Genomic DNA, 25,637 nt, shown 5'->3' with positions numbered 1-25,637 from the left:
GGGGCGGACCCGTGTCAGTGCCTGGCGAGCGCCCAGCTCTCGGCGCGGTGGCGCTCTTCGCGGGCGGTCCCGAAAAGCTCGCCCAGGGCGTGCGCCCGCTTGAAGATCAGATGCGCGTCGTGCTCCCAGGTGATCGCGATGCCGCCGTGCAGCTGGATGGTCTCGGCGGCCACGTGCTGCAGCGCCTCGCTGCAGACGACCTTGGCGGTGGCGCTGAGTGCGAATCGATCGGCATCGCCCGCGGCCAGCGCTGCGGATGCGGCGCGCGAGGCCGTGCGGGCGATCTCGGTCTGCACGTGCATGTCCGCCAGGCGGTGCTTGACGGCCTGGAAGGATCCGATCGGACGACCGAACTGCTCGCGCTGCCGCGCGTACGCGACGGTCATGTCGAGCGCGCGCGCCGCGGTTCCCGCCTGCACGGCGGCGATCGCGCTGAGGGCGAGCGCGCGGATGGGCTCGAGCGCGGCCGGATCCGCCGGGCCCAGGGCACGCGCCGGCACCGCGTCGAAACGCAGCGTGACAAGGCGAAGGGTCTGATCCATCGTCGGGACATCCGCGCGCGCGACCGCCCCGGGCTCGGCGACCTCGAACAGACGGGGTCCCGCATCCGTCTGCGCGATGACCAGCAGCACATCCGCGATTGCCCCGTCGAGCACGAAGCCGCTGGTGCCGCTGAGCGTCCACCCCGCATCCTCCTGCGCGTGCACGTCCACCTGCGCGGGGGCGAAGCGGCCGCTCGGGTCGGCCCAGGCGAGCGCCGCGTTCGACGAGCCGTCGGCGATTGCGGGCAGCAGGCGGGCGCAGGCTTCCTCATCGCCGCTGGCGAGGATCGCCTGCGCCGCGATCGCGACCGATCCTAGGTACGGGGAGGGAGTGAGGGAGTATCCGATCTCCTCGAGCACCAGCTGCGCCTCGCGGAGCGTGAAGCCGGCGCCGCCGAACTCCTCGGGGATCGCCATCCCGGCGATCCCGACGTCTTCGCACAGGAGCCGCCAGAGATCGACGTCGTACCGCTCCGGGCGCGCCAGTGCGCGTCGCGTCGCCGGGCCGTCTGCGCGCTGCCCCAGGATGCCGCGCACGAGCGAGACGAGCTCGCGCTGATCCTCATCGGGTTCGAAAGACATCACCGCTCCTTCGGGAGGATGGCGCGGGCGATGCGCGCACGGTGGAACGCCGGGGTGCCCCAGGCCGCCGAGAGCGCGGGAGCGAGGCCGAGCCAGATCCGCAGCGTGTGCTCGCCGGTGTACCCGATCGCGCCGTGCACCTGCAGCGACGTGCGAGCCGCGCGCATCGCCGCGTCCCCTGCCGCCACCTTCGCAGCCGAGATCGCGCGATCCGCCTCCGCCTCATCGGCCCGGAGCGCCGCGTTCCACACCAGGGGGCGGGCGAAGCTCAACGCGACCTTCACATCGGCGAGCTGGTGCTTGAGCGCCTGGAACTCTCCGATCGGGTGGCCGAACTGCTCGCGGATCTTCGCGTAGGAGACGGCTTCATCGAGCATCCGCTCTCCGGCGCCGAGGACCAGGGCGGCGGCGGCCAGCGTCGCCTCGTTCAGCGCGCGATCCAGCACACCGTCGGCAAGCGGCGTCGGCTCGGACGAGGCGATCAGCCGGGAGAGGCGGCGGGTGGGGGCGAGGGAGCTCAACTCCTCGCCGACGGTCGCGAGGTGCAGCGCGCCCTCTCGCACGAGGTAGCGGTGCGAGGCGATCGCGGCATCGAGCGCTGCCGGTGCGACACCGTCGACGGCCGCGGTCGCGATCGCGCCGGCGGCGAGCTCGGCGCGCGCGTCGTCGCCGACGAGAGCGGGCAGCAGCGCCACCGTCTCGATGTACGGCCCTGGCACGCCGTGATATCCCAGACGCTCGAACACCACGACCAGGTCGCTCGCCGTGCCGCCGAAGCCGCCGAACTCCTCGTCCACGCGCAGTCCGAGCAGCCCGAGCTCGGCGAACTGCCGCCACAGGGCGAGTCCGGCCGCGGTGTCGCCATCGGCCCAGCTCCGGGCGATGTCGGCACCGCCGGCGCCCTCGACGATCTCGTCGATCGCCTCAGCGAACGAGACCTGTTCTTCCGTGGGCAGGAACCTCATCACGCTCGCCTTCCGTCTGCACCGCGGGGCAGGGACAGGATCCGCTCCGCGATGATGTTGCGCTGGATCTCGTTGGTGCCCGCGTAGATGGGGCCCGCGAGAGAGAACTGGTAGTCGTCGACCCAGCGGCCTTCGTCGACGGCCGACGCGCCGCGGAGCTCGCCCTCGGGGCCGAGGATGCGCAGAGCCGTTTCGTGGATGCGCACGTCGAGCTCCGACCAGAACACCTTGTTGATGCTGCCCTCGGCACCCACGGAGCCTCCGTCGAGCAGGGTGCTGACCGTCTGCCAGGTGAACAGCCGATATGCCTCGGCGCCGATCCAGGCGTCCACGACCGCGTCGACCTCGCTGGGGGAGGGGCGCGCGGACTGCAGCGCGATCAGCCGGTCGGCCGCGGCGAGGAAGCGTCCGGGGGCGCGCAGCGAAAGGCCGCGCTCGTTGCCGGCGGTGCTCATCGCCACCCGCCAGCCGTCGCCGGGGGCGCCCAGCACGTCCTCGTCCGGTACGAACACGTCGTCGAAGAAGATCTCGGCGAACCCGGTCGTGCCGTCCAGCTGCGCGATCCCGCGCACCGTGATGCCCGCGGAGTCCATCGGGAAAAGGAAGTAGGTGAGGCCGCGGTGCCGCTGCGCCTCGGGGTCGGACCGGAAGAGCCCGAAGCCGCGATCGGCCCACACCGCGCGGGAGCTCCAGATCTTCTGGCCGTTGAGCACCCAGCCGCCGCGCTCGTCGTCGCGTCGTGCCGTGCTGCGGATGGCCGCGAGATCGCTGCCCGCGCCCGGCTCGGACCAGGCCTGCGCCCAGATCAGCGAGCCGTCGGTCATCGGACGCAGGAACCGCTCGTGCTGGTCGGGGGTCCCGTGCTCGAACAGGATAGGGGCGAGCAGCGAGATGCCGTTCTGCGCCACCCTCGTCGGGGCCCCGGCGCGGTAGTACTCCTCCTCGAACAGTACCCATTCCGCGATGCCGACGTCGCGGCCGCCGTACTGTTCGGGCCAGGACACGACCGACCAGCGGCCTGCGGCCAGCGTCGCCTCCCAGTCCCGGTGTGCGGCGAAGCCCTCCGCGGTGTCCATGGAGGGCAGCAGTGGCTGCGGCACGTTCTCGGCCAGCCACGCACGCGCCTCGGCGGCGAACGCCTGCTGCTCCGGGGTCAGATCCAGGTTCATTTGCGAGCCCCCTGTGCGGTGTCGGCCTTGATGGTGCGCACATCGACTCCGCCGAGGGAGTCGCCGCCGACCTCGGCGTTGTGCGCGTGCGCGGCGTGATGCAGCCCGAACACGGAATCCATTCCGGCGCGCATGCCCTGCAGATCCTCGGCCTGGTTCACGGCCTTCTTCGTCAGCGCGAGGCCCAGTCGTGGCATCCTTCCGATGCGCTCGGCGAGCTCCAGCGTGCGCTCTTCGAGTTCGGCGAGCGGGACCACGTGGTTGACCATGCCCAGTTCGTGCGCGCGGGTCGCCGGCATCCGGTCGCCCGTGTAGAGCATCTCCTTCGCCGCGCGCGGATTGGTCACCCACGGGTGGGCGAAGAACTCGACGCCCGGGATGCCCATCGAGACGACGGGATCCTGGAAGAACGCGTCGTCGGCCGCGACGATGAAGTCGCAGGACCAGGCGAGCATCAGGCCGCCCGCGATGCAGGCGCCCTGCACCATCGCGATCACGGGCTTGGGGATCTCGCGCCAGCGCCGGCACATGCCCAGATACACCTCGGACTCCCGGGCGAAGCGCGCGTCCACGCCCTGTGCGCCCACGTGGTCCCACCAGATCACGGCCTTGCGCTCGAAGGTCTGGTCGACGTCGCGCTCGGGGGTGCCGATGTCGTGACCCGCGCAGAAATGACGCCCGTTGCCGCCGAGCACGATGACCTTCACCTGGTCGTCGTCGACGGCGCGGGTGAAGGCGGCATCGAGGGCATAGGTGACGCGGGAGTTCTGCGCGTTGCGATACTGAGGGCGGTTCAACCGGATGATCGCGGTCGAACCGCTCATCTCGTACGTGACCACGGCGTCGGCAGATTCGACGGTCATGACGGTTCCTCTCTGAACTCGAGCAAGGCACCAAACAATCGCTTGGTTTGTTGATACTATACGTGAACCGAATGCCGAAGACCATGACTCGATGAGGAGCACAGATGGACGGGATGCCGCGCGACGCGGATGAGCAGTTCCGCGCCGAGATCCGCCAGTGGCTGGAGGAGAACCTCGCCGGACGCTTCGCCGACCTGCGCGGGCGGGGCGGATCCGGTCGCGAGCATGAGGACTTCGAGGCCCGCCTGGAATGGAACCGGCACATGGCCGCGGCCGGCTGGACCTGCGTGGCGTGGCCGATCGAGTACGGCGGACGCGGGCTCGGCATCCAGCAGCAGGTGATCTTCCATGAGGAGTACGCCAGGGCGGCTGCGCCGGCCCGGGTCAATCATCTCGGCGAGGAACTCGTCGGTCCCACGCTGATCGCGTACGGCACCGAGGAGCAGAAGGCGCGTTTTCTTCCCCGCATCGTCGCCGTCGAGGAGCTGTGGTGCCAGGGGTACTCCGAGCCCGGTGCCGGATCCGATCTCGCGGCGGTGTCGACCAAGGCCGTTCTCGACGGCGACGAGTGGTCGATCACGGGCCAGAAGGTGTGGACCTCGCTCGCGCAGCAGGCGGACTGGTGCTTCGTGATCGCGCGCACCGTCCCGGGATCCGTGCGGCATCAGGGCCTGTCCTACCTGCTGGTGCCGATGGCGCAGCCCGGCGTCGAGGTGCGCCCGATCCTGCAGCTGACCGCGACCAGCGAGTTCAACGAGGTGTTCTTCGACGGGGCCCGCACCGCCGCGGGCAACGTCGTCGGCGGCGAGGGCAACGGCTTCAAGGTCGCCATGGCGACGCTCGGGTTCGAACGCGGCGTGTCGACCCTGGCGCAGCAGATCGCCTTCCGCCGGGAGCTGGATGTGGTGATCGAGACGGCCCGGCGCACGGGTGCGATCGAGGACGCTGTCATCCGCGACCGCCTGGTGCGCGCTCGCATGGAGCTGGAGACGATTCGGCAGCATGCGCTGCGCACTCTGGGCGGCCAGCAGGATGACGGAGCCTCGGTCGCGAAGCTGCTGTGGGCGAACTGGCACCGCTCCCTGGGCGAGCTCGCGATGGAGGTCGCCGGTCCCGACGCGCTGCGGGTCGGCTCCGACTACGAACTCGACGATCTGCAGACGCTCTTTCTGTTCAGTCGTGCGGACACGATCTACGGCGGATCGGATGAGATCCAGCGCAATGTCATCGCCGAGCGCGTGCTCGGCCTTCCCAGAGAGGCCCGCCCATGAGCGCCACCGCACCGGAGTATGTTGAAGGCCACGGTCTGCTGACCGGGAAGAACATCGTCATCACCGCCGCCGCCGGGGCCGGCATCGGCCAGGCCGCTGCGGTCCGCTGCCTCGAGGAGGGGGCCGCCGTCGTCGTTCTGGGAGACACGCATGCCGGTCGCCTCGCCGAGGCGCAGCAGGAGCTCGGCGGGCGCTTCGGACGCGAGCGGGTGCGAACGGCCGTGTGCGACGTGACGGACGAGGGGCAGATCACCGCCTTCCTCGACTTCGCCGAGGAGGCGGGGCCCATCGACGTGATGATCAACAACGCCGGTCTCGGCGGGTCGGTGTCGATCCTCGACATGACCGATGAGCAGTGGGGCAAGGTGCTCGATGTGACGCTCACCGGCACGTTCCGCTGCCTGCGCGCCGTCGGGCGGCGAATGGTCGCGGCCGGCACGGCCGGGGCGATCGTCAACAACGCCTCGGTCATCGGCTGGCGCGCCCAGGGCGATCAGGCGCACTACGCCGCCGCCAAGGCGGGAGTCATGGCGCTCACCCGCAGCGCCGCGATGGACCTCGCCTCCCACGGGATCCGCGTCAACGCGGTGTCCCCGTCGCTCGCGATGCACCCGTTCCTCGAGAAGGTCACCACGCCGGAGCTGCTGAAGCAGCTCACCTCCCGCGAGGCGTTCGGCCGGGCGGCCGAACCCTGGGAGGTCGCCAACGTCATGGTGTTCCTCGCGAGCGGGTACTCCTCTTACATGACCGGCGAGGTCGTGTCCGTCAGCAGTCAGCACGCGTGAGTTCAGAGAGAAGGAAGAACATGGCAGAGGCATACATCGTCGACGCGGTACGTTCGCCGGTCGGAAGGCGCGGCGGCTCGCTGTCGAAGATCCATCCCGCCGACCTCGGTGCGCACAGCCTGAAGGCGCTCGTCGAACGCACGGGCATCGACCCCGGCGCTCTCGACGACGTCATCATCGGCGCGACCGACACCATCGGCGGCCAGTCCGGCAACGTCGGCCGTTCCACCCTGCTGGTGGCCGGATTCCCCGAGCACGTGCCGGGGGTGACCATCGACCGCCAGTGCGGATCGAGCCAGCAGGCGGTGCATTTCGCCGCGCAGGCCGTGATGAGCGGCACGAACGACCTGGTGATCGCCGGCGGCCTGCAGAACATGTCGCAGCTGCCGATCTCCTCGGCCATGGTGGCCGGTGAGGCCTACGGCTTCACGACCCCGTTCGCCGAGTCGCCGGGGTGGCAGGCGCGCTATCCGGACCAGGAGATCTCGCAGTTCGTCGGCGCCGAACTGATCGCCGAGAAGTGGGACATCTCACGCGAGGAGATGGAGCAGTTCGCCCTGGAGAGTCACCAGCGCGCCGCCATCGCGCAGGACGAGGGGCGCTTCGCGAACGAGATCGCACCGCTGAACGGTCTCACCGCGGACGAAGGCGTACGGCGCGACACCTCGCTGGAGAGGATGGCGGGCCTCGCCACGCTGACTCCCGGGGGGCGGCTGACCGCGGCCGTGGCCTCGCAGATCAGCGACGCCTCGAGCGCTGTGCTCATCGCCAGCGCGCAGGCCGTGAAGGTTCACGGCCTCACCCCGCGGGCCCGCATCCACCACATGTCGGTGCGCGGCGACAGTCCGGTCTTCATGCTCACGGCACCCATCCCGGCGACCCGGTACGCGATGGAGCGCTCGGGGATGTCGCTGTCCGACATCGATCTGTTCGAGGTCAACGAGGCGTTCGCCTCCGTCGTGCTCGCCTGGATGCGCGAGACCGGCGTCCCGCGCGAGAAGGTCAACGTCAACGGCGGCGGCATCGCGCTCGGGCACCCGATCGGGGCGACGGGCACCCGCCTCATGACGACCATGCTCAACGAGCTCGAGCGCACCGGCGGCCGGTACGGTCTGCAGACGATGTGCGAGGGCGGCGGGCTCGCGAACGTGACGATCATCGAGCGCCTCTGATCCGCATCGGGATCAAGAAGGGGCGGCTCCTGAGGGGGTCGTCCCTTCTCGTCGGTCGCGGCGGCGGTCGTGGCGGTGGTCGTGGCGCGCGACTCGACGGCGGGGACGGGTCAGTCGCGGAGGCAGGAGGCGGCGGCGCGCAGGTGCCGCACGGCATCCTGCACCACGCGGTCGACCAGCTGCTCGCAGCTGGGCAGGTCGTCGATCATGCCGACGACCTGGCCGGCCGCGAGCATGCCGGCCTGGGTGTCGCCGTCGACGAGCCCTGCCTTCAGTAGCATGGGGGTGTTGGCGGCGAGGGTCATCTGCGCCCAGGAACGGCCGGTGGACCTCTTCATCGAGAGTGCGTCCTTCGCCAGTTCGAACCAGCTCATGCCCGACATCTTCTTGAACGCCAGCGAGCGGCGCATCGTCGGCAGAAGCCGGCCGAGCGCGCCTCCGTGCTCGAGGCCCTCGACGAACTCGGTGCGCAGCAGGCGGTGCGGCATGCCGTCGGCCTTGCGGGTGACGACCGTGCCGTCGAGCCCGAAGTCGAGGTAGCGCTGCTTGATGGCTGCGGGGACCGCGCTGTCGTTGGTGAGCAGGAAGCGCGTGCCCATGCCGACGCCGGCGGCACCGTAGGCGAGGGCGGCGGCCAGGCCGCGTCCGTCGTGGAATCCGCCGGCGGCGATGACGGGGATGTCGACGGCCGCGACCACCGAGGGGAGCAGGATCGAGGTGGGCACGGATCCGGTGTGCCCGCCGCCCTCGCCGCCCTGCACCATCACGGCGTCCGCACCCCAGGCGGCGACCTTTTCGGCATGGCGTACGGCACCGATCGACGGGATCACGACGATGCCGTTGTCCTTGAGTCGCTCGATCAGTTCGCGGCGGGGGGCGAGCGCGAAGCTCGCGACCTTCACCCCGTGGCGGATCAGCAGTTCGACGCGCTGGGCCGCATCTCCCGCATCCGCCCGCAGGTTCACGCCGAACGGGCGATCTGTCCGCTCGGCGACCTCGATGATCTGCTTCTCCAGCTCTTCGCAGGTCATGGTCGCCGAGGCGAGGATGCCGAGGGCGCCGGCCCGCGCTGTCGCCGTCACCAGCCGCGCGCCGGCCACCCACCCCATGCCGGTCTGCACGATCGGGTGGTCGATGCCGGTGAGGCGGGTGAGCGGGGTGGAGAGCAGCGGGGGAGTGGTCATGATGCGCACACCTCTCTGTGTGTCGTGCGACCCCGCGTCACGGATGCCGCGAGGATGAGTGTATCACTTGCCCTAGCGTTTGCTTGGTAGATAGGATGGCGCCATCGCGTGTCTGCGGTGTCTCAAAGGAGAGTCGAACATGGCAGGAATTCTTGACGGACGTGTCGCCGTCGTCACCGGCGCGGGGCGCGGCCTGGGTAGGGAGCATGCGCTCGAACTCGCGCGTCACGGTGCGAAGGTGGTCGTGAACGACCTGGGGACGACCCTGGACGGGGCGGGGGTGTCCGTCGGTCCCGCGCAGGAGGTCGTCGACATCATCCGCGGCGAGGGCGGGGAGGCCGTGGCCAACGGCGCCGACATCGCCGACTTCGTGCAGGCGGGGGATCTCATCCGTCAGGCCATCTCGACGTTCGGCCAGCTCGACATTCTCGTCAACAACGCCGGCTTCGTGCGCGACCGCATGCTCGTCAACGCGGCGGAGGACGAGTGGGACGCGGTGATCCGCGTCCATCTCAAGGGCCATTTCGCCCCCCTCCGGCATGCCGGCGCCTACTGGCGCACCGAGGCCAAGGAAGGGCGGCAGCGGATCGCCCGGGTCGTGAACACCTCGTCCGGCGCGGGCCTGCAGGGCAGCGTCGGGCAGGCGGCGTACTCCGCGGCCAAGGGCGGCATCGCCTCCCTCACTCTCGTCGCCGCCCAGGAACTCGGCCGCTATGGGGTCTTCGTCAACGCGATCGCGCCGTCGGCCCGCACCCGGATGACGCAGGGGCCCTTCGCGGACGCCATGGCCGCACCGGAGGACGGTTTCGATCGCATGGATCCGGCCAACGTCTCGCCCGTCGTCGCCTGGCTCGCGAGCGCCGACTGCAGCGTGACGGGTCGCGTGCTCGAAGTCGAGGGCGGCCGGATCTGCCTGGAGGAAGGCTGGCGTCACGGGCCGGCCCGCGAACTCGAGCGCCGCTGGTCGGCCGCCGAAGTCGGCGATGCGGTGCGCGCGCTCGCCGCCGAGGGCGCACCTTCGGAGGCGGTGTACGGCGCATGAACAGCGGTGAGTGGGCAGGCAGGGCGCTCGGCGAGCGCAAGGTCGGCTACGACGAGAAGGACGCGATGCTCTATGCGCTCGCCGTCGGGGCCTCCGCCCAGGATCTCGACCTCGTCTTCGAGGACCGCCTGCGGGTGCTGCCCACGTTCGGGCTCACTCTCTCGCAGTGGGCGCCCGACGTCCTCGCCGAGGCCGGTGCGTATGGCGACGCGGCGGTGCACGGCTCGCAGACCCTCGAGGTGCACCGGCCCCTTCCACGCTCGGGCGAGCTCACCCTGTCCGCCCGCGTCGGCGGCGTGTGGGACAAGGGCACAGCGGCCGTGTTCGAGGTCATCGTCGAATGCGACGAGTTCACCGCCATGTGGTCGCTGTTCGCGCCCGGTGGCGGAGGATTCGGCGGCGAGCGCGGACCTGCGCGGCCGCCGTCCGAACCCCGCGGGGCCGGCGCTCTCTTCGCCGTGCCGACCTTCCCGACGCAGGCGGCGCTGTACCGGCTCACCGGCGACCGTCATCACATCCACATCGATCCTGAGGCCTCGGCACGCATCGGCCAGCCGACTCCGATCCTGCAGGGGCTCTGCACCCTCGCCGCCTCCACTCTCGTGCTCGCGCGGGAGCAGGGCGCGCATCCGGCCGATCTGACCTCGCTGCAGGGCAGGTTCAGCGGACCGGTCGTTCCCGGTGACGTGCTGGAACTGGAGAGCTGGTCCGACGGCGCCTTCACGCTGCGCCGCGACGGCGCTCCGGCGATCTCCGACGGACGCGCGGTCTTCGCATGAGTCGCGTCCTCGTCGTGGGTGCGACGGGCATGATCGGCAGCCGCGTCGCCGCCGATCTCGACGCCCGCGGCGATGATGTCACCGTGATGTCGCGACGGGGCCCGTCCGACCGTGATCCGGCTGCCGTGGCCGGCTTCGCCCGCCTGATCGGCGATTACACCGATGCGGACGGCACGCCGGCCCCGCTGGAGGGCTTCGACGCCATCGTGTTCTCGGCAGGCCACGACATCCGGCACGTGCCGGCCGAGCAGGAAGACGGCGACTTCTGGGAGCGCGTGCAGGGCGGCGGCGTGCCACGATTCGCGGCCCGCGCGAAAGCGGCCGGCGTCTCCCGTTTCGTCCAGATCGGCAGCTACTACCACCAGCTGCACCCCGAATGGACCCAGCGCATCCCCTATGTGGCCGCCCGCCGCGACGCGGACGAACGCGCTCGCGCTCTCAGCGACGACGGCTTCGCCGCCATCACGCTGAACCCGCCCTCGATCGTCGGCGCCGACGAGCGAGGTCTCAGACGGTTCGCCCGCATGATCGCCTGGGTGCGCGGCGACCTCGATGAGCCCGCACTGTTCGCCCCGCCCGGAGGGACGAACTACATGTCCGTCCGCTCGCTCTCCCAGGCGGTCCAGGGAGCGCTCGATCACGGTGCGGCCGGTCGCGCGTACCTCGTCGGCGATCGCAACCTCAGCTATCGGGAGTACTTCCAGCTGCTGGCGGATGCCGCGGGCAGCGGGAACATCATCGAGGAGCGCGACGAGGAGCATCCCTTCCAGCCCGACCGGTTCATCGTGCAGGGACGCGGCACCGTCATCTCGTTCGAGCCCGACGCCGCCGAGACCGACCTGCTCGGCTACGACCGAGGGGACGTCGAGCGCGCGATCGCCGAGATCGTCGCCGGCGTCGACGCCCTGCCATGAGCACGCCGATGCACGCTAGCAACCCGATGTGCGTGAGCGGCATGGCCGCTCTGGCCTGGGAGGTTCCGGACGAGATCGCCATGTATGCGCGCACGGGTACGGATCTCGTGGGGCTGCCGACCGCGAAGGCGGCCGCCTTCGGCGTGTCCCGGCTGGCGGAGCTGCTGGATCGGCACGGACTCGGGCTCGGCTATCTCGTGCAGCCCTTCGCCGCACACCCCGAAGACCAGGAGGGGTGGACGCGGCAGCTCGCCGCGCTCGCCGCGGCGGTGCGTGATGCGCACCGGCTCGGCGCGGGTGTCGTCTACCTGACGTCGGGCCCGTCCGGGCATCTGGACTGGGAGCGTGCGGCGGACCTGTTCGCCGCACGGATCTCCCCGGTCGTGCAGCTCGCGCGGTCGCTGCGGGTCGGGCTGGCCGTCGAGAACACGATGTCGCTGCGCAGCGACATCAGCTTCACGCACACCGCGCGTGACGCCTTCGCCCTTGCCGAGAGGGCAAACATGGGAGTGTGCCTCGACCTCTACTGCTGCTGGCAGGAGCGCGGGCTCGCCGAGCTCGTCGCCGCGCAGCGGGAGCAGATCGCCATCGTGCAGGTCTCCGACTTCGTCCTCGGCACCTCGTCGTTCCCCAGCCGCTGGGTGCCCGGCGACGCGGATCTGCCGATGCAGCAGCTTCTCGCGGAGGTGCTCCGTGCCGGGTACGACGGCATCGTCGACGCCGAACTCATCGGCCCGGCGATCGAGGACGAGGGGGCGGAATCGGCATTGACCCGATCCGTCGCCTGGATGCGGTCGCAGATCGCATCCGTGAAACGACAAGACCAGAACCGACGTTAGGCAGGCAAGCATGTCGATCGAAATCAGGATGCACGACAAGGGTGTGCGCATCATCACCATGAACTATCCGCCCGTCAACGCGCTGCCGGTGCAGGGATGGTTCGATGTCGCGGCCGCGATGCGGGACGCCGGAGACGACCCCGACACCCGCGTCGTGGTGCTGCGCGCGGAGGGTCGCGGCTTCAACGCCGGCGTCGACATCAAGGAGATGCAGCGCATCACGGGCTTCAGCGGGCTGCTCGGAGCGAACCGGGGCTGCTTCCAGGCGTTCAAGGCCATCTACGAGTGCCCAGTGCCGGTGATCTCCGCGGTCAACGGCTTCTGCCTCGGAGGGGGCGTGGGTCTCGTCGGGAACTCGGACGTGATCATCGCGGCCGATGACGCCTACTTCGGAGTGCCCGAGGTCGATCGCGGAGCTCTCGGCGCGGCGACCCACCTCGCCCGCCTCGTGCCGCATCACATGCTCCGGGCGATGTACTTCTCGGCCCGCACCGTCACGGCCCAGCGCCTGCACGAGTTCGGCTCGGTCGATCAGGTCGTGCCCCGCGCCGACCTCGACGACGTCGCCCTCGCGATGGCCGGCCAGATCGCGGCGAAGGACACGCGGGTGATCCGTGCCGCCAAGGAGGCGCTCAACGGGATCGACCCGATCGACGTGAACCGCAGCTACCGGTTCGAGCAGGGATTCACGTTCGAGCTGAACCTGGCCGGCGTCGCCGACGAGCACCGCGACGAGTTCGTCGCCAGCGGGCGGACGCTGGACACGTGATGTCGGCCCTGATCCCCCTCGACGAGCTCGCGCCCCTGTTCCGTGACGGCATGACCGTCGGCATCGGCGGGTGGGGCTCCCGGCGCAAGCCGATGACGCTCGTGCGTGAACTCGTGCGCAGCGGCGTGCGGGATCTCACGGTCGTGAGCTTCGGCGGGCCGGATGTCGGGATCCTCTGCGCGAGCGGGCAGGCCTCACGGATCGTGCACGGCTTCGTGTCTCTGGACTCGATCCCGATCGATCCGCATTTCGCGGCGGCCCGTCAGAGCGGATCGGTCGCCGCGACCGAGCTCGACGAGGCCATGCTCGTCGCCGGACTTCGCGCGGCGTCCCGGCGGCTCCCGTTCGAGGTGCTGCGCAACGGGATCGGATCCGACGCGGTGGGGGAGAACCCCGAGATCCTCACGATCGTCTCTCCGTATGCCGATCGGGAGACGCTCGTGGCGATGCCGGCGATCCCGCTCGACATCGCGCTCGTCCACGTCGAGCGCGCGGACGCCGCAGGCAACGCGCAATGCCTCGGTCCGGATCCCTTCTTCGACGAATTGTTCGCCCGCGCGGCATCGCGCACGGTGGTGTCGGCGGAGCGGGTCGTCAGCACGGAGGAGCTCGCGACGGCGCATCCGTCCACCCTGATCCTGAACCGGGCGGAGACGGACGTCGTCGTCGCGGCCCCGGGCGGGTCCGGCTTCACCGCGCTGCTGCCGGAGCGTCCCCGGGATGAGGCCGCGCAGCGGGCATATGCCGACTCCGCGGCCAGTCCCGAGACACAACGGGCGTTCCTGGCAGGTTTTCTCGCGGGGGAGGCGACCTCGTGATCACGCGCGCAGAAGTGGCGGCCACTGCCTGCTCGGACCTGTTCCGGGGAGCCGGTGCCATCCTCGCGAGCTCCTTCGGCGTCATCCCGGCGATCGGGGCACGTCTGGCACGGCTCACGCATGCGCCCGCGCTGCTGCTGAGCGATGGCGACGCGACCCTGTTCGCAGACACCCCGGCCGTGGACCGCCCGTTCACGCGTCCGGAAGGGCACCTGCCGTATGCCAAGCTGTTCGAGTTGATCGCCACAGGGCGGCGCCACGTCATCATGGGGGCGCCGCAACTCGACCGCTATGGGAATCAGAACCTCTCGGCGATCGGCCGCAGGGAACGGCCGGCTCACCAGCTCGTCGGACCCCGCGGGGCGGCGACCAACACGGGCAACCACGCGACGAGCTACTTCGTGGCGAGGCACGGTCCCCGCGTGTTCGTCCCCCGGGTCGACATCGTGACCGGAGTCGGCTCCGACCGCGCGACGGAGTTCGGCCTGCGGTTCCACGACGTCCGCGCGATCGTCACGGATCTGGCGGTGCTGGATCTCTCCGGCCCCGGCGGGACCATGGCGCTGGTCAGCGTGCATCCGGGAATCGGCGTGGATGAGGTCGTGGCCGCGACCGGCTTCGCCCTGCACATCCCCGCGGTGGTGCCGGTGACGCGCGAGCCGGACGGGGGCGAGCTGCAGCTGATCCGGACCCTGCTCGATCCGAGAGGCGTACGCGAGAGAGAGCTCCCCGCGCGCTGAGCTCCGGACGACGGACGGTCGATGGCCGCGCGACCGCGTGGCCACGTTGACGCGAGCCGAGGCGATCGGTAATGTCTAAACAACCAAGCACTTGTTTGGCGCACAGCTGCGTCAGACGCCGAGGGAACCAATGGAGGTTTCAGTGAAATCACAGCGAATGCTCGCACTGGTCGGAGTTGCCGCTCTGGCCGTCTCCCTCTCCGCCTGCGCCGCAGACGACTCGCCGAGCAGCACGAGCAGTGCGACCTCGGGCGGCGAGATCGTCTTCGGCCTCGACGAGGACAGCACCGGTCCCGGCGCCTCCTACGCCACCATCGCGGGCAAGACGATCCGCATGGCGGTCAATGAGATCAACGCCGCGGGGGGCATCGGCGGCAAGAAGATCCGGATCGTCGTCGGCAACGACGAGTCGGATCCCACGAAGACCCCGACCGTGGTGCGCAAGCTCGTCGACGACGGCGCCCAGGTGCTGCTGCTCGACACCGGAAGCGGCGCCGTGCTGCAGGGCAAGTCGGTCGTGAAGCAGGCCGCCATCCCGGCCATCGCCCCCACCGCCGTCACCACCTCCGTCGCTCTCGCGCCGGACAACGAGTTCACCTACATGCTCGCCAACGGCGTCGACCAGTTCGCCAAGGCGTACTGCGGTGCGATGCAGAAGGAGGGCCACAAATCGATCGCGGTGCTGTCCGACGCCTCCCCGGCGATCAACAACATCAACAAGCTGATCATCCCGATCCTGCAGGGCTGCGTGAAGGTCCTCGCCCAGGAGACGGCGCCGGTCGACGTCGCCGACCTCACCGCGCAGGTCGCGCGCATCAAGGAGTCCGGCCCCGACGCGGTCCTGGTCTCCAGCCTCGGCGGCAACTTCGAGGTGCTCGCGCAGAACACCCTGTTCCAGCAGATGCCCGGAGTGCGGCGCTTCTCGCTCGCCTCGATCGGCAACCAGCCCGACTCGTGGAGTCGCGTCGACAAGGGCGCGCTGGCGGACGTCGTCTACATGGGCGCCCTCGACAAGGGCAACCCCAAGACGGCCGAGCTCACGAAGAAGCTGAAGAAGCTCAACGGCAACGACTACCGCCTGACGGCCTACGATGCGCAGGCCTACGACTCCGTCTACCTCATGAAGCAGGCCATCGAGGCTGCCGGCGGCGCCGACAACCCGACCGCCGTCCGAGACCAGCTCAACAAGATCAGCGGCTACAAGGCCTCGTTCGGACAGGCCGGCTTCACGCTGTCGTTCTCGGCCGACAAGCACGGGGGAGCCGACGGCCTCTGCGGTCTCGTCCTCTCCGGTTTCGACAAGAACAACCAGCCCACCGGCGCATGGCCTGAATACCAGGTCCCCTGCAAGACCAATTGACATGACTGATCCTCAGCTGTGGCTCTCGGTCCTGGAGATCGGCAGCTTCTTCGGACTCATCGCACTCGCCTACCAGCTCACGCTGATCGGTGCGGGCTTCTTCAACTTCGCGATCGGGCCGTACGCGATGGCGGCGGCGCTCGGAGCGAGCTGGCTCACGATCCAGGTGAAGATCCCCGTCGCGCTCAGCCTGCTGCTGGGTCTGGTGATCGCCGTCGCGGCGAGCGCTCTGACCGAGTTGCTGGTCGTCCGCCAGGTGCAGAAGCGGTCAGGGCGTGGTGAGCTGCCCGCCCTGGTCGCCGTCACAGCTGTGCTGTTCATCGTCCAGCAGGGCGCGGGCGCCATCTTCGGCCGCCCCGCCCTGCCCGGGCAGGTGCTCGTCTCGTTCGGACCGTGGAAGATCGGCGGGGCCTACCTGTCGGGCCCGGCTGCCGTGCTCATCGTCAGCACGGCACTGATCTTCCTCGCCGTGTCCCTCTGGATGAGGTACAGCCGCACCGGCAGGCTGCTGCGCGCCGTCGGCGACAACCGCAGCGCCGCGGCGCTGCTCGGACTCCCCGTCGGGCGCATCCGCCTGATCGCGTTCGTGCTCGCCGGCCTCATCGCCGGAGCGGCCGGGCTGCTGTACGCGCCCAAGACCGGCGTGGCGTTCACGAGCGGTCTGGCGTGGACCTTGGTCGGCTTCCTCGCCCTCGTCATCGGCGGCACCGGCCGCACCTGGGCGCCGCTCGTCGGCGGTCTGCTGCTCGGCGCGATCCAGGTCTTCGCACCGTTCTACTTCGGGAGCATGGGCCCGACCACTGTGGTGCTGCTCATCGCCCTGCTCTTCTTCGCCTTCCGCCCGCAGGGCCTGTTCTCGACGCGGGTGCGGCTATGACCATTCGGGAGACCCTTGTGACATCGCACAGCGCGCCGGCGGTCGGCGCCGGCCGCCGCGCAGGTCTGCGCCGGCTCAGCGTTCCGGCCGCGGCCATCATCATCGGCGCTCTCGCGCTGATGTGGGCGGGGCGCAGTGGCTTCCGCCAGGATCTGCTCGTCATGGTCGCCGTCTACGCGCTCATCTCGCTGGGCATGTACATCCCTTTCGTGATGGCGGGCTCCCTCTCGATGGCCTATGCGGCCTATGCGGCGATCGGCGCCTACAGCGTGGCGATCGTCACAACGGAGACCGGCCTGCCGGCGATCGTCGGCTGGGTCATCGGCCCGCTCATCTCGGCCGCCGTCGCGGTCGTGCTGAGTCTGCTCACCCGGAGGCTCAGCGGCTTCTATCTCGCAGCGGTGACACTGCTGTTCAGCATGGCGTTCGAACCCTGGCTCATCGCCCTGGAACCGCTGACCGGCGGGTCGTCGGGGATCGGCGGCATGCCGACGCCCACGATCTTCGGCTGGGAACCGCCGCGGCTCCTGCTCATCGCCGTCGCGCTCCTGCTGGTGATCGTCATCGCGACGCTCATCGACCGGATCCGCACCGGGGCCTGGGGCGTGACCGTGCGCACCATGCGCGACGTGCCGTCGGCCGTGGAGGCGATGGGCACCCGCACGACCACCCTCACGACCGTCACACTCGCCGTCGGCGCGGCCGTGGCCTCGCTCGCCGGTGCGCTGTTCGTCTCCTTCATGCTGAGCATCACCCCCGAGACCTTCACGCTGTCGATCGTGTTCATGGCGCTGTTCATCCCGCTCATCGGCGGACAGGGCACGGCGTGGGGCTGCGTGATCGGCGCGATCGTGATGATCCAGCTCACGTCCAACATGCCATCCGTGTTCGAGGGCTCGGGACAGCTGGTGCTCGCGATCGGCGTGCTGCTGATCCTGCTCATCGCCCCGGCGGGGCTCATCGGCTACGCGAAGGCGCTCATCGTCTGGGTGCGACGGCGCTTCGGAAAGGCACGCGCATGACCGACAAGGGCGCAACGACCGACATCGTGCTGCAGGGGGAGGGCCTGAGCAAGGCCTACGGCGGTCTCGTGGCCGTCGACGACGTCTCCTTCCACGTCGGTCGAGGAGAGATTCTCGGGCTCGTCGGACCCAACGGCGCCGGCAAGACCACTCTCGTCGACCTCATCACCGGAATACAGCGCTCCGACGCGGGTGCGCTCACCCTGAACGGCGAGCGTCTGAGCGGCACGACGGCCGCCCGCGCCCGCAGGGGCCTGTCGCGCACGTTCCAGCATCCGCACCTGGCGCTGGAGCTGACGGTGCGGGAGAATCTGCTGGTCGGCGCAGCGGCCGAGCGGTTCCCCACCTGGTGGCGGATGACCGCGGGGGTCGTGACCGACGGCATCCGGCACCGGCGTGAGGAGAACGAGCGGGTCGAGCGTATCGCCGCGGAGCTCGGCGTGCCCGGCCTGGACCAGCCGTGCGCCAACCTGTCGCTCGGCGAGCAGCGCCTCGTCGAGGTCGCTCGTGCACTCACGCAGGATCCGCAGGTCATGCTGCTCGACGAGCCCTTCGCCGGAGCCGACGCCGACTCCGTGGCCGGCATCATCGACGCGATCCGGCAGGTGCAGGCGCGCGGTCATGCCGTGATCCTGGTCGACCACAATGTCGACCTGCTCACATCGCTCGCCGATCGGGTGATGCTGCTCGCGCAGGGACGCCGCGTGTTCGAGGGGCCGCCGGCCGCGTGCCTTGCGAGCCCCGAGATGCAGCGCGTCTACTTCGGAACAGCTGAGGAGGAGGCCGCATGAGCGTGGACCTGAACGTCACGGATCTGAGCGTGCGCTACGGCATGGCGACCGCTGTCGAGAAGGCGACGCTGACGGTGCCCGCCGGCCGGGTCACGGCCGTCGTCGGCCCGAACGGCGCGGGCAAATCGAGCCTCGCCCTCGGCGTGTACGGGGCCGTCGCCGCGACCGGATCGATCCAGCTCGGCAGCACCGACCTGGCGTCTCTCGCCTCGATCGACCGCGCTCGAGCCGGGCTCGCGATCGTCCCGCAGGGACGCCAGCTCTTCCCGAAGCTGACGGTGCGCGACAACCTGCAGGTGATGGCCGAGCTGCTCAAGCTCAAGAAGAAGGCCGTCGACGACGCCCTCGATCGGTTCCCGGCGCTCCGGGAGCGCGAGAGCCGGCTGGCCGGAGTGCTCTCCGGAGGGGAGCAGCAGATGCTCGTGGTGAGCAGGGCGCTGATGGGCGAACCGCGCTGCCTGGTTCTCGACGAGATGATGACCGGGCTCGCTCCGAAGATCGTCAGCGGCCTCGTCGATGCGATCAGAGAGATCGCGGACCGTGGCGCGAGCGTGCTGATCGTCGACCCCGCGATCGGTCCGCTGCAGCGCGTGATCGACCGCGGATACGTGCTGCTGCGTGCCCAGCTCAGCACCGCATACGAAGATGTCGCGGCACTCGATGACGGGTACCAGCGCGCGATGGGCATCATCCAACATGAGATGGGAGTGGAATGAACATCCCGGCGCAGGACGCGGAGAAGACGGCCGAGTACGTCGAACAGGGCTGGTGGGGCGACCTCACCGTCGCCGACTACGTGGCGAAGAACGCCAGGGAGATCCCGGATCGGATCGCCTACGTCGCCGACGGATCCCGTCTGACGTGGCGCTCGTACGATGAGCAGATCGACCGGCTCGCGACGGCACTGACGGCACTGCTCCCGCGTGGTGCGCGATTCGGGGTGCTGCTTCCTGATTCGGGCGAGTTCCACGTCGCGCTGTGCGCGGCCGAGCGCAGTGGCACCGTCGCAGTGGGCATGGGCGCGCGATCGGGGCGGGACGAGATCCGCCACCTCATGTCGCGCTCGGAGGCGCCGGTGCTCGTGATGCGCGAGAAGCACCGCGAGCGTGCGGCGCTGGACTACGTCGCCGATCTCGCGGAGGACGGCTGGAACGTCGACACCCTCGTGATCGTCGCGCCCTCGGGCCTGGTGCGGATGTACCGGTTCGTCGACGGCGTGACCACGACCGAGGACGTGCCGCACGCCCCGATCGAGGAGACGCGTGCGCGTGCGGCCGGCCCCAATGAACTGGCGATGCTCAACTCGACCTCTGGCACGACCGGTCGGCCGAAGCTGGTGACCCAATTCGCGAACCGCATGATCGCGTTCTCGAAGATGGCATTCGATGCGGCGGATTTCACACCGGACGATGTGATGCTCGGCGCCGTCCCCGGTCCCTTCGGCTTCGGGCTGTGGACGGCCCACTACGCCAGCGCGATGCTCGGCATGAAGACCGTGCTGATGGAGAAGTTCACCGTCGAGGAGATGATCCGCCTGATCGGCGAGGAGGACGTCACGATCCTCGCCTGCGTGAGCACCCAGTTCAAGATGATGCTCGACGCGCCCGTCCTGGAGGGCGCATCGCTCGGCACGCTCCGTGCGATGTTCACCGGCGGCGAGGCTGTCCCGTACGAGCGCGCCCTGCAGTTCGAAGAGCGCGTCGGCGCGAAGGTGCTGCAGTTCTACGGCTCGAACGAGTCGGGTGCGATCAGCAACACCAGCCTGCGCGACACCGCCGAGCAGCGCCTGCGCACCGCAGGACGCGTGATCGAGGTCATGAACATGCGCCTGTACGACCAGGACGGCAAGGACATCACCGAGACCGGTGGCCCTGGCCGCCCCGGCGTGGTCGGCCCGACGATCTGCCTCGGCTACTACGGCGACCCGGCCGCGAACGAGGAGCTCTTCCACGACGGCCGGCTGATGATGCCGGACCTTGTCACGGTCGACGCGGACGGCTATCTTCGCGTGGTCGGCCGCACGAGCGACCTCATCATCCGCGGTGGCAAGAACATCTCGGCGGTCGAGGTCGAAGAGCTGGTCGAGCAGCACCCCGGCGTGCTGATGGCCTCGGCGGTGCCGGTGCCGGATGACGTCTTCGGGGAGCGGATCGGCGTCGCGGTGACGGTGCATGGCACTGCGCTCACGGTCGCCGAGCTCACGCAGTACCTCTCCGGACGGGGGATCTCCAAGCACCTGTACCCCGAGCGCGTCGTCGTGCTCGATGAGCTGCCGCGCGCCGCGGGCGGCAAGGTGGCGAAGGGCGTCGTGCGCGAGATCATGGCCGCGCAGACCCGGACGGATGTGGATCTCAGAGGGGTCCTCGCGGTCTGACCGTGATGTGCGAAGGGGGCTGGGGATCTCCCCTGCCCCCTTCGCACGCCCGTCGAGGCCACCGCGTCAGCGCGCGAGCAGGCCGCCGTGCAGGAGCTGCAGGAACTCGTCGGTCAGGCTGGCCGCCGTGTGCCGGCCACCGGGGCGATACCACCGCACGGTCGACCACACCGCGTCGCGGATGAACCGGTACGCCACGAAGGGATCACCGGGGCGGAAGATGCCCTGCTCCTGTCCGGCGCCGAGTTGACCGATCCAGATCTTCTCGATCCGGCGGCTCTCGGTGGCGAGGAACTCGAAGCCCGGCTGGGTCGCGAGGAATGCGGCCTCGTTCTGATAGAGCCCGACCGCTGAGGGCTCGCGGGCGATCGTCTTGAACGAGCACTCGACGAGTGCATCGACGCCGGTACGGGGATCCGGGGCCTCCGACGCGATCTGCTCATAGCTGGTGAGCAGGCGGTTCATGAACCCGTGCAGGATCTCCTGCAGCATCGCCTCCTTCGAGGAGAAGTGGTGATACAGGCTGCCCGAGAGGATGCCGGCCTCATCGGCGATGTCGCGGACCGTCGTCGCGGAGTAGCCGTGCTTCGCGATCAGCCGTGCTGCGATCGCGAGGATCTCGTCCCTGCGTTCGGAGCTCTGCTCGGCCTTGGACTTGGTAGCTGCGGGCATACGATTCACCCATCCCCCTCTGCGCCCAAGCACTTGCTTGAAGGCGCGATATCAACGTGTAGCACATCCGCGGGCGAGCCACCAGTCCGGTGGGCCGCGCCGGGCAGACTCGCTCGGGTCTCCTCGCGCAGCGGGCCGGCGATGGCGGCTGCGATCGAGGCGGCATCCCACGCATCGGCCGCGACTTCGCGCTCGATGCGCGGCGGGCGGAACAGGCCGAGCCGTTCTCCGTCGAAACGCAGCACGTGCCCGTTCAGCGGATTCGAGAGGTCGCCGAGCAGATAGATCACGGCGGGGGCGACGCCGTCGGGCGGTCCGCCCTTGTCCTCGCCCGCATCGCCCATCTGCGCAGACATCCCGGTGCGCGCGCGGGGCGCGAGCCCATTGACGCGAAGACCGCGATCGCCCAGTTCGAGGGACAGCCCGTACACGAGGCCGAGTGCCGCCGCCTTCGTGGTGCCGTACAGCGCGAGATTCTCCGCGCCGAGCATCGAGCCGGACACGATCACCACGATGCTGCCCCCCTCGCGCATGCCCCGGGCGGCGGCCACGACGGTGGCGATCGTGCCGTCGACGTTCACGGCGAGGGTGCGGCGGACCGCGGCGTCGGGCTGTGCGAGGAGGCGGCCGGGGCTGAGGATGCCCGCATTGGCCACGAAGCCGTCCAGTCCTCCGAATGCCCGCACGGCCGCTTCCGCGATCCGTTCGCCGGCTCCGATCGCCGAGATGTCGGCGGGGACGGAGATGGCGCGGCCGCCGGCGGAGATGACCTCGTCGGCGACGGCGTCAGCCGCCACTTCGTCCAGATCGGCGATCACGACGGCGGCGCCGGCCTGGGCGGTGGCCACCGCGTATGCCCGGCCGAGTCCGCTGCCAGCGCCCGTGATCGCGATGACGCGACCCTCGAGCTCGTCGCCGTGCTGTGCCATTCCGGCCTCCCCTGGGCTATTCTATCCTCACAAGCGTTTGCTTGGCATATATTGCGTCGACGGGAGCGTCATGCTGCACAGCGATACACGCCGCCTCAGCTACAACGACACCGACCCCGCCGGGATCCTGTACTACGCCAGCTGGTTCCCGAAGATGGAGGCGCTGTGGAGCGATTTCCTGTATCGCAGCGGCTTCCGGCAGGATCACTCCCTCGCCGCCCGCGGGTGGACGACCGTCACCCGCGCCACCGAGTGCGAGTATCTGGTGGCTGCCCGACTGTTCGACGAGATCCGGCTGGAGCTGGGGATCGGCCGGATCGGGGTGACCTCGTTCCAAATCGACTACCGGATGGTGCGCCTGAGTGACGACGCGGTCGTCTCGCGCGCCAAGACGACCATCGTCCTCGTGGACGGCGAGCAGCGGGCGATCCGGATCCCTGGCGACTTCCGCGACCGGCTGCAGGAATGGGCGGCGTGAGTGCGGTCGAGCCGTTGAGTCCTGCGCAGCTCTCCGCGTGGGACGACGCGCAGACGCCCCCCGTCGCTGAGCTCGTCGCGCCGCAGGTCTGGGCCATCCCGGTTCCGATCCCGGCCGGGACGATTCCGCACACGCTCTGCTACGCCCTGTTCGGCGGTGACGGGGTGCATCTGATCGATCCAGGGTGGGGCCACCCCGACGGCATCCGGGCACTGGAAGCCGGACTGGCGAGCGCGGGCGCCGCCCTCGCCGACGTGCGGACCGTGATCGCCACGCACTTCCACCCCGATCACCTCGGCGCGGCCGCGGAGCTGCGGGAGCGCTGCGGCGCCCGCGTCGTGTTCTCGCGTGTCGAGCAGCAGGTGTTGCACACCGAGACCTCTGCCGAGGCGACGGACATCTCCGCCTATCGCGAGACGCTGCGCGGGTGGGGTGTCCCGGAGCCGAGGTGGGACGAGCTGATCGCATCGTTCGGCCGGCCCAGTCTGGTCGCGTCGGGTAGTCCGGATCTCGCGGTCGACGACGGCGACGTCCTCGATCTCTCGGGACACCGGCTGCACGTCCTCGCCACCCCCGGCCATACCGAGGGGCACATCTGCCTCATCGATGAGGAGCGCGGGCTGCTGTACTCGGGCGACCATGTGCTGCCGCGCATCTATTCGGGCGTGGGCATCGGGGTGCTGCCGGGAAGCGATGCGCTGCACGACTACTTCCACTCCCTCGATCGCCTCGCGCCCTATGACGAGTTCGTCGTGCTGCCGGGCCACGAGTTCCGATTCCGCGGCCTCGCGGCGCGTCGCGCGCAGGTGGCGGCGCACCACCTGCGCCGCACCCGCGAGGTCGCCGCCCTGGCCGATGAGCTGGGCGACGCGCCGGTGTGGGACTACGCGCGGCGCCTGACCTGGACCGCCGGCTGGTCCGGCATGAGCGGATTCTGGCTGCACTCGGCACTGCGGCAGACGGCCATGCACCGCGACTACGCCCGCACCGCGAGTGCACGCGCACGACTCGGAGCGGCCCCGCCGGCGTGAGATCAGCCGGTCGTCACAGCTCGCGGGCGAGACGCCAGGCCTGGGCGGCGATGCGCTCGGCCTGCGCGGCGAACGAGGCAGGGGTCCTGTCGCTCTGGCCCATGGCGCCGCGGGACATGCGGGTATAGACGTTCTCGACGATGCAGGCGACCTTCCACCAGTTGTAGGCGACATGGAAGCGGATGCTCGACACATCGGCATCCGGGGATGCCTGCACGTACATCTCGATCAGATCGTCACGCGTCCCGAATCCGTCGGCGAGCGTCGGCGGGTCCTGCAGCGCCCTGACCTCGTCGCCCGGCTCCGTCCAGTAGGTCAGCAGCTGACCGAGATCCGCCAGCGGATCGCCGACGGTGGTCAGCTCCCAGTCCAGCACCGCGCGGATGGCGCCGTCCGGGCCGTACACGCAGTTGTCGATGCGGTAGTCGCCGTGCACGATGCGCGCCGCCGGCTGCGGCGGCACGAGCTCGCGCAGCCGATCGTGCGCGCGGCCGATGTCCTCGAGCACCCGCACCCTGTCGGCGGCCCAGTTGGCCGACCAGCGGGCGAGCTGCCGCGAGATGTAGTCGTCCCGCTCGGCGAGGGCGGCCCAGCCGACCTCGCGGGGGTCGACCTCGTGCAGCAGCGCCAGCGTCGTCACGAGCGAACGGGCGTACGCCGGTCGTCGGTCCACGGGCACGGCGGCCTCGACGGTCGCGCGGTCGCGCAGAATCGTTCCGTCGACGTGCTCCATGACGTAGAACGGCGCACCGGTGATCCCGGCATCCGTCGTACGGCCGGATACGGCGGGCACTCTGACCGTGGTCCCGGCGAGACGGGAGAGCACGTCGGCCTCGCGCAGCACGTCGTGCGAGCGGGAGGCGCCCATGCCGAGCGGTGCGCGTCGCAGCACCCACTTCGCCTGCGACCGGTCCTGTGCGAGGTAGGTGAGGTTCGAGCGCCCGCCCGCAATCTGCTCGAACGCGACATCGCCGACGACGCCGTCGATGTTCTCGGCGAACCACGCGGAGACCGCCCGGGGGCGGAGTCCGGGATCGGTCTCGTCGTGCAGGCTCATCTCTGGTTCCTTCCGTCCGGCCGCGCGGTCGCACCATCGAGGAAGACCGTGACGATCGATCGCGAGAGGCCATCGATCCCCAGCTCTGGTGCGGGCGAGAAGGAGCGGGAGGTCAGCCACACGGCATCGCGTATCAGCACGTACAGCAGCTCGACGGGAACGTCGTCGCGCAGGTCGCCCGCGGCGACGCCGCGTTCGAGCACCGTGAGCCAGATCTCGCGGATCGTCCGGGCGGCGTCCCGGATCCGATCGTGAGAGGGGAGCTGGCGCAGGTAGGCGGTTTCGCGCTGGTAGATGTCGGAGGCGTGCACGTGCGCGCGGCTCACGCGCGTCGACGCCATCACGAGGCCGGAGACGGCGCCGCGCGCGTCGTGCTCGGCGTCGATCACCCGCTCGTACTCCGCGAGCAGCTCGCCCAGATACTGCGTGACGATGTGATCGGCCATCGCATCCTTCGACGGGAAGTGATGGTAGAGGCTGCCGGAGAGGATGCCCGCCCGTCCGGCGATGTCGCGCACCGTGGTGCCGGCGATGCCCTTCTCGGCGAACAGCGCCGCGGCGCAGTCCAGGATCAGCTCCGTGCGCTCCTGTCGCTCCATCGGTCCTCCTCCT

General features: G+C 69.9%; 27 protein-coding genes. 18 read left to right on the top strand and 9 right to left on the bottom strand.

Going from position 1 to position 25,637, the window contains the following annotated elements; all coding sequences use genetic code 11:
* Window positions 1-14: 14 nt before the first annotated feature.
* Genes ABD882_RS13380 through ABD882_RS13365 form a run of 4 tightly spaced genes read right to left on the bottom strand, consistent with a single transcriptional unit; the run spans window position 15 to window position 4,121 of the window.
* Window positions 15-1,124, bottom strand: a complete 1,110-nt coding sequence (locus ABD882_RS13380; RefSeq protein WP_345187724.1) for an acyl-CoA dehydrogenase family protein — start codon at window positions 1,122-1,124, stop codon at window positions 15-17.
* Window positions 1,124-2,089 (bottom strand): acyl-CoA dehydrogenase family protein, encoded by a 966-nt coding sequence (locus ABD882_RS13375; RefSeq protein ID WP_345187722.1) that lies wholly within the window; start codon window positions 2,087-2,089, stop codon window positions 1,124-1,126. Before ABD882_RS13375 ends, ABD882_RS13380 begins: the two co-directional genes overlap by 1 nt.
* Complete coding sequence (locus ABD882_RS13370; RefSeq protein ID WP_345187721.1) at window positions 2,089-3,258, bottom strand: acyl-CoA dehydrogenase family protein; 1,170 nt, start codon at window positions 3,256-3,258, stop codon at window positions 2,089-2,091. The genes ABD882_RS13375 and ABD882_RS13370 overlap by 1 nt, the downstream gene beginning before the upstream one ends.
* Window positions 3,255-4,121, bottom strand: coding sequence for an enoyl-CoA hydratase (locus ABD882_RS13365; RefSeq protein WP_345187719.1), 867 nt, complete (start codon window positions 4,119-4,121; stop codon window positions 3,255-3,257). Before ABD882_RS13365 ends, ABD882_RS13370 begins: the two co-directional genes overlap by 4 nt.
* 104 nt (window positions 4,122-4,225) lie before the next feature.
* Here ABD882_RS13365 and ABD882_RS13360 point away from each other — a divergent pair, with 104 nt between their 5' ends.
* The 3 genes from ABD882_RS13360 to ABD882_RS13350 are packed head-to-tail and all read left to right on the top strand — an operon-like array spanning window position 4,226 to window position 7,349.
* The gene (locus tag ABD882_RS13360; RefSeq protein ID WP_345187717.1) at window positions 4,226-5,392 is read left to right on the top strand and encodes an acyl-CoA dehydrogenase family protein; all 1,167 of its coding nucleotides are present in this window, start codon (window positions 4,226-4,228) and stop codon (window positions 5,390-5,392) included.
* Window positions 5,389-6,177 carry an SDR family oxidoreductase gene (locus ABD882_RS13355; protein WP_345187715.1) on the top strand — a complete coding sequence of 263 codons (789 nt, stop codon included), beginning with the start codon at window positions 5,389-5,391 and terminating at the stop codon, window positions 6,175-6,177. The genes ABD882_RS13360 and ABD882_RS13355 overlap by 4 nt, the downstream gene beginning before the upstream one ends.
* Window positions 6,178-6,197: 20 nt before the next feature.
* Complete coding sequence (locus ABD882_RS13350) at window positions 6,198-7,349, top strand: acetyl-CoA C-acetyltransferase (RefSeq protein WP_345187714.1); 1,152 nt, start codon at window positions 6,198-6,200, stop codon at window positions 7,347-7,349.
* Between the two features lie 110 nt (window positions 7,350-7,459).
* On the opposite strand, the gene ABD882_RS13345 is transcribed toward ABD882_RS13350, so the two are convergent.
* Entirely contained in the window at window positions 7,460-8,533 is a 1,074-nt protein-coding gene (locus ABD882_RS13345; protein ID WP_345187712.1) for an NAD(P)H-dependent flavin oxidoreductase, read from the bottom strand.
* Window positions 8,534-8,672: 139 nt separating this feature from the next.
* On the opposite strand from ABD882_RS13345, the gene ABD882_RS13340 reads away from it, so the two are divergent.
* The 13 genes from ABD882_RS13340 to ABD882_RS13280 all read left to right on the top strand — a co-directional run bounded on the left by ABD882_RS13340 (window position 8,673) and on the right by ABD882_RS13280 (window position 20,858).
* Complete coding sequence (locus ABD882_RS13340; RefSeq protein ID WP_345187710.1) at window positions 8,673-9,575, top strand: SDR family oxidoreductase; 903 nt, start codon at window positions 8,673-8,675, stop codon at window positions 9,573-9,575.
* A complete protein-coding gene (locus ABD882_RS13335) occupies window positions 9,572-10,354 on the top strand; it encodes a MaoC/PaaZ C-terminal domain-containing protein (RefSeq protein ID WP_345187708.1) in 783 nt (260 codons plus the stop codon). The genes ABD882_RS13340 and ABD882_RS13335 overlap by 4 nt, the downstream gene beginning before the upstream one ends.
* Window positions 10,351-11,268, top strand: coding sequence for an NAD-dependent epimerase/dehydratase family protein (locus ABD882_RS13330; RefSeq protein WP_345187706.1), 918 nt, complete (start codon window positions 10,351-10,353; stop codon window positions 11,266-11,268). The genes ABD882_RS13335 and ABD882_RS13330 overlap by 4 nt, the downstream gene beginning before the upstream one ends.
* On the top strand, window positions 11,265-12,107 hold the full coding sequence (locus ABD882_RS13325; RefSeq protein WP_345187703.1) for a sugar phosphate isomerase/epimerase family protein: 843 nt from the start codon (window positions 11,265-11,267) through the stop codon (window positions 12,105-12,107). The genes ABD882_RS13330 and ABD882_RS13325 overlap by 4 nt, the downstream gene beginning before the upstream one ends.
* Window positions 12,108-12,117: 10 nt before the next feature.
* On the top strand, window positions 12,118-12,876 hold the full coding sequence (locus tag ABD882_RS13320; protein WP_345187701.1) for an enoyl-CoA hydratase family protein: 759 nt from the start codon (window positions 12,118-12,120) through the stop codon (window positions 12,874-12,876).
* Entirely contained in the window at window positions 12,876-13,694 is an 819-nt protein-coding gene (locus tag ABD882_RS13315; RefSeq protein ID WP_345188010.1) for a CoA transferase subunit A, read from the top strand. The genes ABD882_RS13320 and ABD882_RS13315 overlap by 1 nt, the downstream gene beginning before the upstream one ends.
* Window positions 13,691-14,434 (top strand): CoA-transferase, encoded by a 744-nt coding sequence (locus tag ABD882_RS13310; protein WP_345187700.1) that lies wholly within the window; start codon window positions 13,691-13,693, stop codon window positions 14,432-14,434. The genes ABD882_RS13315 and ABD882_RS13310 overlap by 4 nt, the downstream gene beginning before the upstream one ends.
* 142 nt (window positions 14,435-14,576) lie before the next feature.
* Complete coding sequence (locus ABD882_RS13305) at window positions 14,577-15,794, top strand: ABC transporter substrate-binding protein (RefSeq protein WP_345187698.1); 1,218 nt, start codon at window positions 14,577-14,579, stop codon at window positions 15,792-15,794.
* A 1-nt stretch (window position 15,795) separates the two neighbouring features.
* Window positions 15,796-16,671 (top strand): branched-chain amino acid ABC transporter permease, encoded by an 876-nt coding sequence (locus tag ABD882_RS13300; RefSeq protein ID WP_345187696.1) that lies wholly within the window; start codon window positions 15,796-15,798, stop codon window positions 16,669-16,671.
* On the top strand, window positions 16,668-17,693 hold the full coding sequence (locus ABD882_RS13295) for a branched-chain amino acid ABC transporter permease (protein WP_345187695.1): 1,026 nt from the start codon (window positions 16,668-16,670) through the stop codon (window positions 17,691-17,693). Before ABD882_RS13300 ends, ABD882_RS13295 begins: the two co-directional genes overlap by 4 nt.
* Window positions 17,690-18,484 carry an ABC transporter ATP-binding protein gene (locus ABD882_RS13290; RefSeq protein WP_345187692.1) on the top strand — a complete coding sequence of 265 codons (795 nt, stop codon included), beginning with the start codon at window positions 17,690-17,692 and terminating at the stop codon, window positions 18,482-18,484. The genes ABD882_RS13295 and ABD882_RS13290 overlap by 4 nt, the downstream gene beginning before the upstream one ends.
* Window positions 18,481-19,200, top strand: a complete 720-nt coding sequence (locus tag ABD882_RS13285) for an ATP-binding cassette domain-containing protein (RefSeq protein WP_345187690.1) — start codon at window positions 18,481-18,483, stop codon at window positions 19,198-19,200. Before ABD882_RS13290 ends, ABD882_RS13285 begins: the two co-directional genes overlap by 4 nt.
* Window positions 19,197-20,858, top strand: coding sequence for a class I adenylate-forming enzyme family protein (locus ABD882_RS13280; RefSeq protein ID WP_345187687.1), 1,662 nt, complete (start codon window positions 19,197-19,199; stop codon window positions 20,856-20,858). Before ABD882_RS13285 ends, ABD882_RS13280 begins: the two co-directional genes overlap by 4 nt.
* Before the next feature lie 66 nt (window positions 20,859-20,924).
* Here the strand turns inward: ABD882_RS13280 and ABD882_RS13275 are convergent, their stop codons facing one another.
* Window positions 20,925-21,530: a TetR/AcrR family transcriptional regulator gene (locus ABD882_RS13275; protein WP_345187686.1), complete on the bottom strand. Its 606-nt coding sequence runs from the start codon at window positions 21,528-21,530 to the stop codon at window positions 20,925-20,927.
* Between the two features lie 5 nt (window positions 21,531-21,535).
* Entirely contained in the window at window positions 21,536-22,459 is a 924-nt protein-coding gene (locus ABD882_RS13270; protein ID WP_345187684.1) for an SDR family NAD(P)-dependent oxidoreductase, read from the bottom strand.
* Between the two features lie 70 nt (window positions 22,460-22,529).
* On the opposite strand from ABD882_RS13270, the gene ABD882_RS13265 reads away from it, so the two are divergent.
* Entirely contained in the window at window positions 22,530-22,937 is a 408-nt protein-coding gene (locus tag ABD882_RS13265) for an acyl-CoA thioesterase (protein ID WP_345187683.1), read from the top strand.
* Window positions 22,934-23,968, top strand: coding sequence for an MBL fold metallo-hydrolase (locus ABD882_RS13260; RefSeq protein ID WP_345187680.1), 1,035 nt, complete (start codon window positions 22,934-22,936; stop codon window positions 23,966-23,968). Before ABD882_RS13265 ends, ABD882_RS13260 begins: the two co-directional genes overlap by 4 nt.
* 13 nt (window positions 23,969-23,981) lie before the next feature.
* On the opposite strand, the gene ABD882_RS13255 is transcribed toward ABD882_RS13260, so the two are convergent.
* Window positions 23,982-25,025, bottom strand: coding sequence for a phosphotransferase family protein (locus ABD882_RS13255; protein WP_345187678.1), 1,044 nt, complete (start codon window positions 25,023-25,025; stop codon window positions 23,982-23,984).
* A complete protein-coding gene (locus ABD882_RS13250; RefSeq protein WP_345187676.1) occupies window positions 25,022-25,624 on the bottom strand; it encodes a TetR/AcrR family transcriptional regulator in 603 nt (200 codons plus the stop codon). Before ABD882_RS13250 ends, ABD882_RS13255 begins: the two co-directional genes overlap by 4 nt.
* Window positions 25,625-25,637 lie beyond the last annotated feature (13 nt).

It is taken from the genome of Microbacterium panaciterrae, assembly GCF_039541635.1.
GTDB classification, from domain to species: Bacteria; Actinomycetota; Actinomycetes; order Actinomycetales; family Microbacteriaceae; genus Microbacterium; species Microbacterium panaciterrae.
Note: the sequence above shows the minus strand (reverse complement) of the source record. Positions and strands in the feature narration are given on the sequence as shown.